This window comes from Pseudomonas sp. NCHU5216 (assembly GCF_052156495.1).
GTDB lineage: Bacteria > Pseudomonadota > Gammaproteobacteria > Pseudomonadales > Pseudomonadaceae > Aquipseudomonas.
The window spans coordinates 75654-89979 of record NZ_JBQLIX010000010.1; the positions used below are offsets into that span (position 1 = coordinate 75654).

Below are 14326 nucleotides of genomic sequence, written 5' to 3' on the forward strand. Positions count from 1 at the left end.
AGCACCATGACCGCGCAACTGATCCTCGTCCCGCAGATATCCACGCTTCCCGCTCACGAGCAAAAGGCCCAGGCCATGCTGCGCTGGCTGGTCAAACGGGAGATCGTCGCGACGTTGCCGACCACCTGCGGGCAGGGTGGTAATGGCATGGCCTACGCCATCGGGCCGGGCGCGCGGCGGATCGCTCAACGCCCCGAGTTGCTGCCTTACGGTCAGCCGCACAATGGCCTGGAGATCATCACCAAGCGTTGCATCTATATGCCGACCCGCGACTTTCTCGAAGAGGCCGGCTGCCCGGAGTGCCGCCGCGAAGTGGGCATACCGCTGTTCGACAGTCTGGAGGTCTGGTGGCCGGGGGAAACCGACAACTTCACCTGCCCGGAGTGCGGGCATGAAGATGACATCAACGGCTTCCTGTTCCTGCAGCCCTGCGGCTTTTCCAACCTGGGCTTCATCTTCAACGGCTGGGCTGAAGCCGGCCTGCGCCCGGCGTTCGTCGAGGAACTTGGCGAACGTCTGGGTTTTGCGGTGAGGCAGGTGCGGGTCGACGATCCGGCCTGAGCGATTTGCCAAGCATTTGTGGGAGGGGCTTCAGCCGCGACTTCATGCTGCTTTCCGTCACCGCTGAAGCGCCTCCCACTGCGTTGTCTCAGAACTCGACGCAGGCGGACAGGCGCAGCTCGCGCGGCTCGCCGACGGCGATGCGCAGGTCGCCACCGCTGGACGGGTAGTACCTCTTGTCGAACAGGTTGTTGGCATTGAGCTGCAACCGGGTCTTGTCGCCCAGCAGGTGGGTGGTTTCCCAGGAGACGAAGGCATCGGCCACGGTGTAGCTGTCCAGCCAGGCGCTGTTGGCATTATCCACCGCACGCTTGCCGACGTAGCGAGCGCCGCCACCGACGCGCCAGGCACCGAATTCGCCGGGTACTGCCAGATCGTGGCTTAGGTACAGACTGCCCATGTTCTTCGCCGCGTTGACCAGGGCATTGCCCTTGTCAGTCGGGTCGTCGAGGATTTCCGTGTCGGTATACGCGTAGGTGGCGATCAGGTTCCAGCGTTCGGCGATACGCCCGCTCAGGTCGACTTCCACGCCGCGCGAGCCCACCTTGCCGGCGGCTTCGGATACGCCATTGTTGCTGACCACCACGTTCTGCTTCTCGATGTCATAGAGGGCGATATTGGCGCTCAGGTTGGGCGTGATGTCGTATTTGGCACCCACTTCACGGCTCTTGCCTTCTTCCGGGTCATAGGCGCTGGCGTCGGCCAGGCTGTCGGACTGGTTGGGTTTGAACGACTCGCTGTAGTTGGCGTAGAGCGAGAGCTTGTCGGTGGCGGCGAAGACCACGCCGACGAAGGGCAGGAAGGCCTGGCCCTGATCGTCGATCTGCTTGCGGTAACTGGCACCGAGGCCTTGATCCAGATACTGGTCGTAGCGCTGATAGCGGCCGCCGAGCACCAGAATCCACTGATCGTCGAGATGCCAGTTGTCCTTGGCGTAGAGCGAGTTGGAATGTACCTCGTCGCGTTTGTCGCTTTGCGTGCCGCTGATGGCACGGGATTCGGCCAGGTTGCCGTAGACCGGGCGGTAGATGTTGAAGTTGCTGGTGGCGCTGCCCCGATAGGTGTCGCCACGGAAGTTATCCACCTGCTCGTCGTCGATCCCCAGCAGCAATTCGTGGTGCTGACCGAGCAGGCGGGTGCTGCCAATCCAGTCCCAGGCGGCATACTGCACCTGATTGTCGTACCGGGCGCCATTGGCCTGGCGGCGCAGGGTGCCGACGTTGTTCAGCGCCGCGCGCTGGGTGGCTGACGCATTACCGCTGCTGGCGATGCTCGGCACCGCTTCGGCGAAGTCGTACTTTTCCTGGTTGAAGCTGTAGGTGAAGCGGGTTTTCCAGTCCGGGGTCAACTGGTACTCGATGCGTGCATCGAAGATCTGGTCGATGCCTTCGTTTTTCGCCCAGGGTTCGCCGAACTGCTGGTTGTAGCGAGTGTCGGCGATGCGCTTGTTGACCAGCACCGTGCCACGATCTACTGGCGTGGAGTATTCCTTGTACTGGTAGGACAGGTCGATGCGCAGGTCATCGCTGCTCCAGCTCAACGAGGGGGCGATCAGGCTGCGCTGATCGCTGCCGTAGTTGCGCCAGTAGTCCTCGTGCTGTCGCTCGGCGATCAGGCGGTAGGCAAAGCCACTGTCGCCCAGCGGGCCGGTGGTATCGAGCGACAGGTTACCGCCGCCGAAGCCGGAGTACTCGCCCGACAGGCGCGTGCGCTGGCTGTATTCGGGACGCTTGCTGATGACGTTGATCAGCCCGCCTGGCTCCAGGGCGCCGTAGAGCAGCGATGCCGGCCCCTTGAGCACTTCCACGCGCTCGCTGGTGGCGTCGAAGTTGCGTGACAGGTTGCTGCGCACGCCATCGCGCAAGGTCGAGCCATCGGTATTGCCGCCGAAGCCGCGCTTGACGAAGCCGTCCTGAGTGCCAGCCAGCGTGTTGCTCTGGGTAATGCCGCTGACGAACTTCATCGCATCGTCCAGCGATTTGACCTGGAAGTCCTCGATGGTCTGCGGGGTAACCACCTGCACTGACTGGGCCTCATCCTTGAGCGCAACGGAAGACTTGCTCGCCGTGCTGGCACGCCTGGCCTGGTAGCCGTTCTCGTCGGCGATGGGGGCGGCGACTATGTCCTGATTGGGTAATTCCAGCTCCTGGGCGAGCAGGGAACTGGTGGGCAGCAGGCAGAGGCCGAGGAGAGCGACGCGAGGGCAGCTCAGGGAAGGGCGGCTGGATTTCATTTGTTACTCACGTGCAGGTGTTTTTGAGAATCATTATTTTATGGCTCATGGCCAGTTGCTGGCTAGGGTCTGTTGCCGTTTCGACTGATCGGGCGAAACGGAACGTTTGCATTGAGTGCGGCGAGGCCGGTGGGTATAATGTCGCGCTTCTTATTTTCCCGCTCGGGAGCCCGCCATGCTGCGCATCAGCCAAGAAGCACTCACTTTCGACGACGTCCTGCTCATCCCCGGTTACTCCGAGGTGCTGCCCAAGGACGTCAGCCTCAAGACCCAACTGACCCGTGGGATCGAACTGAACATTCCGCTGCTGTCCGCCGCCATGGACACGGTCACCGAGGCACGCCTGGCCATCGCCATGGCGCAGGAAGGCGGCATTGGCATCATCCACAAGAACATGACCATCGAGCAGCAGGCTGCCGAAGTGCGCAAGGTCAAGAAGTTCGAGGCCGGTGTGGTCAAGGATCCGATCACCATCGAAGCCGAGACCACCGTGCGTGACCTCTTCGAGCTGACCCGGCAGAACAACATCTCCGGCGTGCCGGTGCTGTCCAATGGCGACCTGGTGGGTATCGTCACCTCCCGCGACGTGCGCTTCGAGAACCGCCTGGATGCCCTGGTGCGTGACGTGATGACGCCGAAAGAGCGCCTGGTCACCGTCAAGGAAGGTGCCGACAAGGAAACCGTGCGCGAACTGCTGCACAAGCACCGTATAGAGAAGGTGCTGATCGTCGACGACGCCTTCAACCTCAAGGGCATGATGACCGTCAAGGACATCGAGAAGGCCAAGGCCTACCCGCTGGCGAGCAAGGACGACCAGGGGCGTCTGCGTGTCGGTGCTGCCGTCGGTACCGGCGCTGACACCGGCGACCGCGTGGCTGCACTGGCTGCCGCTGGCGTCGACGTGATCATCGTCGATACTGCCCACGGCCACTCCAAGGGCGTGATCGACCGCGTGCGCTGGGTCAAGCAGAACTTCCCGGACGTCCAGGTGATCGGCGGCAACATCGCCACCGGCGCTGCCGCGCTGGCGCTGGTCGAAGCCGGCGCCGATGGTGTCAAGGTCGGCATCGGCCCTGGCTCCATCTGCACCACGCGCATCGTCGCCGGTGTTGGCGTGCCGCAGATCAGCGCCGTGGCCAACGTCGCCGCCGCCCTGGCCGGCACTGGCGTGCCGCTGATCGCCGACGGTGGTATCCGTTTCTCCGGTGACCTGTCCAAGGCCATAGTCGCCGGCGCATACGCCGTGATGATCGGCTCCATGCTGGCCGGTACCGAGGAGGCGCCGGGCGAGGTCGAACTGTTCCAGGGCCGTTCCTACAAGGCCTACCGCGGCATGGGCTCGCTGGGCGCCATGGCCCAGGCGCAAGGTTCCTCCGATCGTTACTTCCAGGACTCCTCGGCCGGTGCCGAGAAACTGGTGCCGGAAGGTATCGAAGGCCGCGTGCCGTACAAGGGCGCGATGAGCGCCATCGTCCACCAGTTGATGGGTGGCCTGCGCGCCTCCATGGGTTACACCGGCTGCGCCACCGTCGAAGAGATGCGCACCAAGCCTGAGTTCGTGCGCATCACTGGTGCCGGCATGGCCGAGTCGCACGTCCACGACGTGCAGATCACCAAGGAAGCGCCGAACTACCGGGTGGGCTAGCCCACCAGCTTCAAGTTCCAAGCGGCAAGCCACAAGCCATGAGCATTGCGGCTGCCGCTTTCTTCTTCAACTTGCAGCTTGCAGCTTGAGGCTTGCAGCTGCCTCGCAGAGGCGCCCATGGCCCACGACATTCACGCCCACCGCATCCTGATTCTGGACTTCGGTTCCCAGTACACCCAACTGATCGCCCGCCGCGTGCGCGAGATCGGCGTCTATTGCGAACTGCACCCCTGGGACATGAGCGACGAGGACATTCGTGCCTTCGCGCCGCGCGGCATCATCCTCGCCGGCGGCCCGGAGTCGGTGCACGAAGCCGATAGCCCGCGTGCCCCGCAAGCCGTGTTCGACCTGAATGTGCCGGTGCTGGGCATCTGCTACGGCATGCAGACCATGGCCGAGCAGCTCGGCGGCAAGGTGGAAGGCTCCGACCTGCGTGAGTTCGGCTACGCCCGTGTCGACGTGGTCGGCAAGAGCGAGCTGCTGGCCGGCATCGAAGACCATGTCGACGCCGACGGCGTGTTCGGCCTGGACGTGTGGATGAGCCACGGCGACAAGGTCACTCGCCTGCCGGAAGGCTTCCATATCCTCGCCAGCACCCCGAGCTGCCCGATCGCCGCCATGTGCGACGACAGCCGCCATTACTACGGCGTGCAGTTCCACCCGGAAGTGACCCACACCAAGCAAGGCGGTCGCATACTCTCGCGCTTCGTGCTGGAAATCAGCGGCTGCGAAGCCCTGTGGACGCCGGCCAACATCGTCGAAGACGCCGTTGCCGCCGTGCGCGCCCAGGTTGGCGACGCCAACGTGCTGCTCGGCCTGTCCGGCGGTGTGGATTCCTCGGTGGTCGCGGCGCTGCTGCACAAGGCCATCGGCGACCAGCTCACCTGCGTGTTCGTCGACAACGGCCTGCTGCGCCTGCACGAGGGTGATCAGGTGATGGCCATGTTCGCCGAGAACATGGGCGTCAAGGTCATCCGCGCCAACGCCGAGGAGCAGTTCCTCGCCAACCTGGCCGGCGAAGCCGACCCGGAGAAAAAGCGCAAGATCATTGGCCGCACCTTCATCGACGTGTTCGATGCCGAGGCCAGCAAACTGGACAACATCCAGTTCCTCGCCCAGGGCACCATCTACCCGGACGTGATCGAGTCGGCTGGCGCCAAGAGCGGCAAGGCCCACGTGATCAAGAGCCACCACAACGTCGGCGGCCTGCCCGAGGAAATGAACCTCAAGCTGGTCGAGCCACTGCGTGAACTGTTCAAGGACGAAGTGCGCAAGATCGGTCTGGAGCTGGGCCTGCCCTACGACATGGTCTACCGCCACCCCTTCCCGGGCCCAGGCCTGGGCGTGCGCATCCTCGGCGAAGTGAAGAAGGAATACGCCGACATCCTGCGCCGTGCCGACCACATCTTCATCGAAGAACTGCGCAAGGCCGACTGGTACCACAAGACCAGCCAGGCCTTCGTGGTGTTCCAGCCGGTGAAATCGGTGGGCGTGGTCGGTGATGGCCGTCGCTACGCCTGGGTCGTCGCCCTGCGCGCCGTGGAAACCGTGGACTTCATGACCGCACGCTGGGCGCACCTGCCTTATGAACTGCTGGAAACCGTCAGCGGCCGCATCATCAACGAAATCGACGGCATCTCCCGCGTCACCTACGACGTGTCGAGCAAGCCGCCAGCGACCATCGAGTGGGAATGATCCCGCTGCGGTAAATGAAAAAACCGGCTTCGGCCGGTTTTTTCATGCCTTGGATAAGGAGCGCTCAGCGAACCGAGCGCTGGCGCTCCCAGCAGCGATAGTGGTCGATCAGCGTCTGCTCGACCGGGCGGTAGGTGATGCCCAGCTCGTCGATGCTGCGCTGGTTGTCGATGGCGAAGCGAATGCCCAGGTGCTTGCGCAGGTAGTCGCCATCCAGGCCGAAGAGCGGCCCGATCAGGCGGATCAGTCCATTGGGCAGGCTGTAGGTGGGGAGCGTCCAGGGGCGGTGATGCTGCGGGCGAACGATCCTGGCCACCTCGGCGAAGGACAGCATGCGTTTTTCCGCCAGGATGTAGCGCCCCTGTGCGCTGCGGTTGCTGGCTGCGGCGATGTGCGCCTGCGCCACTTCGCGCACGTCCACGGTGGTGATGCTCAGGTCGGGCATGCCATAGAAGAAATAGCCCCTGAACATCTCGTCCAGCAGGAACAGACTGCCGGAGTCCGAGGCAGGCGTCAGCGACGGGCCGAGAATCAGGCCGGGGTTGATCGTCACCAGTGTCCAGCGATCCTGGCGGGCGCAGATGGCCCAGGCTTCCTTTTCTGCAGCGGTCTTGGCGTAGTGATAAGGATTGTTCTCCAGTGTGCTGCTGCTATTGAAGTAGGCCTCCGAAAGGGTCTGGCGCTGCATCTGCATGACATCGATGTAGTCGCCGAAGATCGCCCCGACGGTGGAGGTCATCACCACCCGTGTAACGCTGGGGGTTCTGTCCACGCTGCCCAGCACGTTGCGTGTCCCTTGCAGGGCCGGTTCGAGCATCTGCCGGCGGCCATCCTTGATCTTCTCGGGGAGCAGAAATGGCGAGGCGACGTGGTGCACCACCGAGCAACCCTGCATGGGCGCATCGAAGGCGCCAGTTGCCAGCAGGTCGGCCTCGAACAAATGCAAATGCCCCGGAAATTCCTTCTGCAGATCCAGCAACGGCTGCAGCTTGGCTGCATTGCCAAGGCTGCGCACCGTGGCGTGAACGCTATTGCCGGCAGCGAGCAATTGCTGGATCAGGTGGCAGGCGACATAGCCGCTGCCGCCAGTGACCAATACGGTTTCAGCCATGCTGTATAAATCCTTTCTGGCGTGGGGTGGGGCGACGCCTTGAATCTGCGCGGTCGTTGGTCCTGCGCGCGAGTGGTGTGGTGGCGTGCAGGGTGCCGTGGAAACACCGTAGCGAGCGTTGTTATCAGGCAGCGCTAGCTTATCCAGGCACCGACAAGGCCAATAAGGGGTGTAAGGGACGCAAAAGGGGGCTGAGACGGACAGCGAATTGGGATTATCGAACGTGGCGTCGCTACTCTGACTCTTCGCTCAGGGCCTCTTTGATCCAGAAGGGGCAATACCGCTGAACCCTGCTCTTTACCGAATGCTGGCAGGTGGATATTGTGACCGGCACCGCACCAGGGCAGGCCGCATTACCTCAGGGATGGCCGTGCACGCCCGCCGTTATCACCGCCATCCGTTGGGCTCGTTGACCACTTTGCCGGGTGGAGCAAGGATTCGTACAAGGCCGGAGCATGGACAAGAAATCGCTTTCCGAGCGCGACATCTGCAGCAAGTACATCACCCCCGCCATCACCGCCGCCGGCTGGGATCTGCACAAGCAGGTGCGCGAGGAAGTCAGCTTCACCAAGGGCCGCATCATCGTCCGTGGCAAGCTGCACAGCCGTGGCCAGGCGCGCCGTGCCGACTACATCCTCTATCACCAGCCCAACCTGCCCATCGCCGTGATCGAGGCCAAGGACAACAAGCACTCGCTCGGCGCCGGCATGCAGCAGGCGCTTGGCTATGCCGAGTCGCTCGACGTGCCCTTCGTGTTTTCCAGCAACGGCGATGGCTTTCTCTTCCATGACCGCAGCGGCACCGGCCGCCAGGTGGAAACCGCGCTGAGCCTCGACCAGTTCCCCAGCCCGGACGAACTCTGGCAACGCTATTGCCAGTGGAAGGGCCTGGATGCCCCGGCCCGGCAGAAGGCCCAGGCGCCGTACTACGACGACGGCTCTGAGCGCGCGCCTTACTACTATCAGATGAACGCCATCAACCGCACGGTCGAGGCCGTCGCGCGCGGCCAGGAGCGCATCTTGCTGGTAATGGCCACCGGCACCGGCAAGACCTACACCGCCTTCCAGATCATCTGGCGGCTGTGGAAGTCCGGGCAGAAGAAACGCATTCTCTTCCTTGCCGACCGCAACATCCTGGTCGATCAGACCAAGACCAAGGACTTCAAACCCTTCGGCCCGGCGATGACCAAGATCGCCAAGCGGCAGATCGACAAGTCCTACGAGATCTACCTGTCGCTGTACCAGGCCGTGACCGGCGCCGAAGAAGACCAGAACATCTACAAGCAGTTTTCCCGTGACTTCTTCGACCTCATCATCATCGACGAATGCCACCGCGGCAGCGCCGCCGCCGATTCCGCCTGGCGCGAGATACTCGACTATTTCTCCAGCGCCACCCACATCGGCCTTACCGCCACGCCCAAGGAAACCAAAGAGGTTTCCAGCAGCACCTACTTCGGCGAGCCGGTGTACAGCTACAGCCTCAAGCAAGGCATCGAAGACGGCTTCCTCGCGCCCTACAAGGTGGTGCGCATCGACTTCGACAAGGACCTGCAAGGCTGGCGCCCGCCCAAGGGCATGCGCGACAAGCACGGCGAACTGATCGAAGACCGCATCTACGACCTCAAGGACATGGATCGCCACCTGGTCATCGAAGCACGCACCTGGACGGTGGCGGCCAAGGTCACCGAGTTCCTCAAGGCCACTGATCCGTACCAGAAAACCATCATCTTCTGCGACGATATCGACCACGCCGAGCGCATGCGCCAGGCGCTGGTTAACCTCAACCCCGAGCGCATCGCCGAGAACCGCAAGTACGTCATGCGCATCACCGGCGATGACCAGGAAGGCAAGGCCGAGCTGGACAACTTCATCAACCCCGAGCTGCGCTACCCGGTGATCGCCACCACCAGCAAGCTGCTGACGACTGGCGTGGATGCCCAGACCTGCAAGCTGATCGTGCTCGACCAGCACATCAAGTCCATGACCGAGTTCAAGCAGATCATCGGTCGTGGCACGCGCATCAACGAGGATTACGGCAAGTACTGGTTCACCATCATGGACTTCAAGAAAGCCACCGAACTGTTCGCCGACCCCGCCTTCGATGGCGAGCCGGTGGTGATCTACAGCCCCGGAGGGGACGACTCCCCCGTGCCGCCGGACAGCCCCCTGGCCGATGAAGACGGCATCGTCGACGGTGGCGATTGGCTGCCCGAAGGAGACGAAACCGACGACGGCGACGAGAGCGGTAAAAAGCGCATCAAGTACGTGATCGACAGCGTACCGATCTACGTCATCGCCGAGCGCGTGCAGTATTACGGGCCGGACGGCAAGCTGATCACCGAATCGCTGCGCGACTACACCCGCACCTGCGTGCACAAGCAGTTCGCCTCGCTCGATGACTTCCTGCGCCTGTGGAGCAGTGCCGAGCAGAAGAAAGCCATCATCGACGAACTCGCTGCCCAGGGCGTGATGTGGGAAGCGCTGGCCGAAGAAGTCCAAGCCAAGCGCGGCCAGGCCCTCGACCCCTTCGACCTGATCTGCCACATCGCCTTCGACCAGCCGCCGCTGACCCGCAAGGAACGCGCCGAGCAGGTGAAGAAGCGCAACTACTTCGCCAGGTACTCCGGCGCTGCCCGCCAGGTGCTGGAAGCCTTGCTCGACAAATACGCAGACACCGGCATCGAGCACATCGAAGACATCCGCATTCTCCAGCTCGACCCGTTCCGGCAGATCGGCGCGCCGATGGAGCTGGTCAGGGCGTTTGGCGACCGCGCCGGCTACGACAAGGCGCTGCATGAGCTGGAAACCGAGCTTTACGCCAGCTAGCCCGCGCAGTCAGTAGCCAACCCCATTACAATTCCCCGCTTTGCCGTACCCGCCCGGAAGTCACCATGTCCATCAGCTCAACCATCAAATCCATCCAGGACATCATGCGCAAGGATGTCGGCGTCGATGGCGACGCCCAGCGCATCGGCCAGCTCGTGTGGATGCTGTTTCTCAAGATCTTCGATGACCGCGAGCTGGAATGGGAAGAGATGGATAGCGATTACCGCTCGCCGCTGCCCGACAGTTGCCGCTGGCGCACCTGGGCGGCCAACCCGGAAGGCATTACCGGCGAAGAGCTCAAGCACTTCATCGACAACAACCTGTTCCCGCAACTGCAGAACCTCCACGAATACAGCACCACCCCGGCGGCCTACGTGGTGCGCGGTGTGTTCGAGGATGCCTACAACTACATGAAGTCCGGCCAGCTCATCCGCCAGGTGATCAACAAGATCCAGGAGGGCGTGGACTTCAACAAGGCGCGGGAGCGTCACGCCTTCGGCGACATGTACGAGCAACTGCTGCGCGACCTGCAAGGGGCCGGCAATGCTGGTGAGTTCTACACCCCGCGTCCGGTCACCGAGTTCATGGTGCGTATGGTCGACCCCAAGCTGCACGAGAAGGTGATGGATCCCGCCTGTGGTACAGGCGGCTTTCTCACTTGCACCATCGAGCACAAGCGCAGCCGTTACGTGAAAACCGCCGACGACGAACGCGTGCTGCAGGCCAGCATCTTCGGCGTGGAGAAAAAGCCACTGCCGCACCTGCTGGCCACCACCAATATGATCCTGCATGGCATCGAAGTGCCCAGCCAGATCAAGCACGACAATACCCTGAGCCGTCCCTTGATCAGTTGGGGGCCGAGTGAGCGGGTCGACTGCATCGTCGCCAACCCACCGTTCGGCGGCATGGAAGAAGACGGCATCGAAAGCAACTTCCCCGCCGCCTTCCGCACCCGAGAAACCGCCGACCTGTTTCTGGTGCTGATCATGCACCTGCTCAAGGACGGTGGCCGCGCCGCCGTAGTGTTGCCCGATGGTTTCCTCTTCGGTGAAGGCATCAAGAGCCGCATCAAGGAAAAGCTGCTCACCGAATGCAACCTGCACAGCATCGTTCGCCTGCCCAATGGCGTGTTCAACCCCTACACCGGCATCAAGACCAACCTGCTGTTCTTCACCAAGGGCACGCCGACCAAGCAGGTGTGGTTCTACGAGCACCAGTACCCGGCAGGCGTTAAGAACTACTCCAAGACCAAGCCCATGCGTATCGAAGAGTTCGCCGTCGAGGAGGCTTGGTGGGGCAGCGAGGCCGATGGCTTTGCCGCACGGGTGGAAAACGAATTCGCCTGGAAGGTCAGCCTGGACGAGATCAAGGCGCGCAACTGGAACCTGGACTGCAAGAACCCGCACGTCGGCGAGCAGGTCAGCCACGACCCGGACGAGCTGCTGCGTAACTACGCCGCCCTGCAAGGCGAGATTGGCGAGTTGCGTGACCAACTCAAGGCTGTGCTGGCCGAAGCGCTGGAACGCCAGTGAACTCCTGGGGAGCACGAGCATGAACAGCGAAATAGCGATCTATGAAAGCGCCAACGGCCAGATCGCCGTCACCGTCGAGCATGACAGTGTCTGGTTGAGACAGGAACAGCTGGCCGAGTTGTTTGGTCGTGACCGCACGGTGATCGGGCGCCATATTCGCAACGTTTTCGCCGAGGGCGAGCTGGAGCGTGAAAGCAATGTGCAAAATCTGCACATTGCCGGTTCAGACAAGCCTGTAGCCTTTTACAACCTCGACGTGATCATCTCTCTGGGCTACCGGGTCAAATCGCGAGAGGGCACACGCTTCAGGCAATGGGCCAATCAAGTACTCAAGCAACACCTGACCCAGGGCTACAGCCTCAACCGCGAACGCTTCGAGGCCAATGCCCGTGAGGTGGAAGCGGCGCTGGAACTGGTGCGCAAGACGGCACGCGCGCCCGAGCTGGATAGCGAGGGTGGCCGTGGCCTGGTGGAAATCGTCAGCCGCTACACCCAGACCTTTCTCTGGTTGCAGCGCTATGACGAAGGCCTGCTTAGCGAGCCCGCCGGCAGCCCCGGTGGTGAACTGCCCAGCCTGGCCAGCGCGCGCCAGCACCTGCAGAGCCTGAAAGCTCAGTTGATGGCCCGTGGCGAAGCCAGCGAACTGTTCGCCCGCGAACGTGGCGACGGCCTCGCCGCGCTGCTCGGCAATCTGCAGCAGAGCGTATTCGGCGAGCCAGCCTACCCCAGCCTGGAAAGCAAAGCCGCGCACCTGCTGTATTTCGTGGTCAAGAACCACCCCTTCGCCGATGGCAACAAACGCAGCGGCGCCTACCTGTTCGTCGACTTCCTGCACCGCAACGGTCGTTTGCTCGACGCCCAGGGCAACCCGCTGATCAACGACACCGGCCTGGCCGCGCTGACCCTGCTGGTCGCCGAGTCTGCCCCGGCACAGAAAGACACCCTGATTCGCCTGATCATGAATATGCTCGCCCCGGAACCCCGCCCATGACCGCTTTGCTCACCGATAACCTGCCGCTGCTGGCCGGCGCGCCCAATGGCATCAAGAAACTGCGTGAGCTGATTCTGGAGCTGGCGGTGCGCGGCAAGCTGGTGCCGCAAGATCCGAGTGATGAGCCAGCCAGTGAGTTGCTTAAGCGGATTGCCGAGGAAAAAGCGCGATTGGTGGCTGAGGGGAAGATAAAGAAGCAGAAACCTCTGGCAGAACTTGCCGATGAGGAAAGGCCGTTTGAATTACCGCAAAGTTGGGAATGGCGCCGCATTTCAGAGCTGCTGCCAGAGTTCCAGAACGGAGCCTCAAGCCGGGGAGACGCCGACGGATTGCCCGTTACTGTCCTCCGACTTGCAGATATCAGAGCGGGAGAGATATCTCTCGATGACACCCGAACCCTGGTGTTATCAGAAACGACAATACGCAAATACACACTCGAAGATGGCGACATTCTGCTCATCAGAGTGAACGGCAGTGCTGATTTGGTGGGTCGTTTTGTGGTTTGTCGGGCAAATCTCCAGGCCATTCCCTGTGACCATTTCATCCGAATGAGATTTTCAAGAGGTCTGGTTGATTCGGCATATCTCAAGCTTGTCGGAGACAGCGATATTGCAAGAAGCGCAATCGCGGGGCTGTTCGTAAGTACCGCTGGACAAAAAACGGTGAATCAGGGGCATATAGGGTCACTATCAGTGCCTTTCCCCCCCCTTGCCGAACAACACCGTATCGTCGCCAAAGTCGATGAACTGATGGCCCTATGCGACCGGCTGGAAGCCCGGCAGGCCGACGCCGAAAGCGCTCACGCCCAACTGGTGCAGGCGCTGCTGGATAGCCTGACCCAGGCCCAAGATGCAGAGGATTTTGCGCAAAGCTGGCAGCGCCTGGCCGAATTTTTCCACACCCTGTTCACCACCGAATCCAGTATCGAGGCCCTCAAGCAAACCCTGCTGCAACTGGCCGTAAGGGGGAGGTTGGTGCCGCAGATTCCTGAGGAGAAGGAAGCAATTAATTGGTTAGAGAGTATTCAACTTGAAAAACAGCGGCTTCAACATAACCGCCTGCGTCAGAATATAAATAGCGCCACGGGCATTGAGATTGAGACGCCTGCTACAGAGCTGCCTGAGTCATGGCACTGGGTATCGCTCGCTGATATCACACTTGGTATGGACTCTGGCTGGAGTCCAGCCTGTGAGCCCACGCCATCGCCGAGCGATAGTGTATGGGGAGTCCTTAAAACTACGGCAGTTCAGGTTTTGCAGTATCTGGAGGGTGAGAACAAAGAGCTTCCCGCCCACCTTGAGCCCAGACCTGATGCAGAAGTAAGAGCTGGGGATATTCTTTTTACCCGTGCAGGCCCAACCAATAGGGTGGGTGTTTCTTGCCTGGTCGAAAGTACAAGACCTCGCCTAATGATCTCGGACAAGATTATTCGTTTTCATCCCGTCGAAGTCGGTGCGTACGGACGGTACATTGCCTTGTGTCTTAATACCGGTGCTACTGCTATGTACTTGGAGCTAGCAAAGTCCGGCATGGCTGCTAGCCAAGTAAATATTTCGCAGGAAAAACTGAAGCGAGCACCAATACCTTTCCCTCCGCTACCAGAACAACACCGCATCGTTGCCAAAGTCGATCAACTAATGTCGCTCTGCGACCAACTCAAAGCCCGCCTTAACCTGGCCCGCCAGGTGCATGAGCAACTGGCCAGTGCCCTGGTCGAGCAGGCCGTGGCCTAA

At 61.7% G+C, this 14326-nt stretch carries 9 protein-coding genes; 7 read left to right on the plus strand and 2 right to left on the minus strand.

Going from position 1 to position 14326, the window contains the following annotated elements:
• The first annotated feature begins 6 nt into the window (after positions 1-6).
• A complete protein-coding gene (locus ACSVIK_RS10110; RefSeq protein WP_442444209.1) occupies positions 7-561 on the plus strand; it encodes a sugar ABC transporter ATPase in 555 nt (184 codons plus the stop codon).
• 88 nt (positions 562-649) lie between these two features.
• On the opposite strand, the gene ACSVIK_RS10115 is transcribed toward ACSVIK_RS10110, so the two are convergent.
• Positions 650-2794 carry a TonB-dependent siderophore receptor gene (locus ACSVIK_RS10115; protein WP_442444210.1) on the minus strand — a complete coding sequence of 715 codons (2145 nt, stop codon included), beginning with the start codon at positions 2792-2794 and terminating at the stop codon, positions 650-652.
• A gap of 175 nt (positions 2795-2969) precedes the next feature.
• Between ACSVIK_RS10115 and guaB the strand changes: the two genes are divergently transcribed.
• Positions 2970-4439, plus strand: a complete 1470-nt coding sequence (guaB, locus tag ACSVIK_RS10120) for an IMP dehydrogenase (RefSeq protein ID WP_442444211.1) — start codon at positions 2970-2972, stop codon at positions 4437-4439.
• Between the two features lie 117 nt (positions 4440-4556).
• Positions 4557-6134 (plus strand): glutamine-hydrolyzing GMP synthase, encoded by a 1578-nt coding sequence (gene guaA, locus ACSVIK_RS10125; RefSeq protein WP_442444212.1) that lies wholly within the window; start codon positions 4557-4559, stop codon positions 6132-6134.
• 64 nt (positions 6135-6198) lie between these two features.
• Here guaA and ACSVIK_RS10130 read toward each other — a convergent pair whose 3' ends face one another.
• Complete coding sequence (locus ACSVIK_RS10130; RefSeq protein ID WP_442444213.1) at positions 6199-7245, minus strand: NAD-dependent epimerase/dehydratase family protein; 1047 nt, start codon at positions 7243-7245, stop codon at positions 6199-6201.
• Positions 7246-7700: 455 nt separating this feature from the next.
• Here ACSVIK_RS10130 and hsdR point away from each other — a divergent pair, with 455 nt between their 5' ends.
• The 4 genes from hsdR (at position 7701) to ACSVIK_RS10150 (ending at position 14326) form a co-directional block, all read left to right on the plus strand.
• Entirely contained in the window at positions 7701-10070 is a 2370-nt protein-coding gene (gene hsdR / locus ACSVIK_RS10135; protein ID WP_442444214.1) for an EcoAI/FtnUII family type I restriction enzme subunit R, read from the plus strand.
• A 65-nt stretch (positions 10071-10135) separates the two neighbouring features.
• Complete coding sequence (locus ACSVIK_RS10140; protein WP_442444215.1) at positions 10136-11602, plus strand: N-6 DNA methylase; 1467 nt, start codon at positions 10136-10138, stop codon at positions 11600-11602.
• A gap of 19 nt (positions 11603-11621) precedes the next feature.
• Positions 11622-12593, plus strand: coding sequence for a RhuM family protein (gene rhuM, locus ACSVIK_RS10145; RefSeq protein WP_442444216.1), 972 nt, complete (start codon positions 11622-11624; stop codon positions 12591-12593).
• Positions 12590-14326 (plus strand): restriction endonuclease subunit S, encoded by a 1737-nt coding sequence (locus ACSVIK_RS10150; protein ID WP_442444217.1) that lies wholly within the window; start codon positions 12590-12592, stop codon positions 14324-14326. Before rhuM ends, ACSVIK_RS10150 begins: the two co-directional genes overlap by 4 nt.

Bases quoted from the DNA above. Each gene is read 5' to 3' on its own strand.
- guaB (WP_442444211.1), top strand. From the start codon at position 2,970: ATGCTGCGCATCAGCCAAGAAGCACTCACTTTCGACGACGTCCTGCTC.
- rhuM (WP_442444216.1), top strand. From the start codon at position 11,622: ATGAACAGCGAAATAGCGATCTATGAAAGCGCCAACGGCCAGATCGCC.
- ACSVIK_RS10130 (WP_442444213.1), bottom strand. From the start codon at position 7,245: ATGGCTGAAACCGTATTGGTCACTGGCGGCAGCGGCTATGTCGCCTGC.
- hsdR (WP_442444214.1), top strand. From the start codon at position 7,701: ATGGACAAGAAATCGCTTTCCGAGCGCGACATCTGCAGCAAGTACATC.
- guaA (WP_442444212.1), top strand. From the start codon at position 4,557: ATGGCCCACGACATTCACGCCCACCGCATCCTGATTCTGGACTTCGGT.
- ACSVIK_RS10115 (WP_442444210.1), bottom strand. From the start codon at position 2,794: ATGAAATCCAGCCGCCCTTCCCTGAGCTGCCCTCGCGTCGCTCTCCTC.
- ACSVIK_RS10140 (WP_442444215.1), top strand. From the start codon at position 10,136: ATGTCCATCAGCTCAACCATCAAATCCATCCAGGACATCATGCGCAAG.
- ACSVIK_RS10150 (WP_442444217.1), top strand. From the start codon at position 12,590: ATGACCGCTTTGCTCACCGATAACCTGCCGCTGCTGGCCGGCGCGCCC.
- ACSVIK_RS10110 (WP_442444209.1), top strand. From the start codon at position 7: ATGACCGCGCAACTGATCCTCGTCCCGCAGATATCCACGCTTCCCGCT.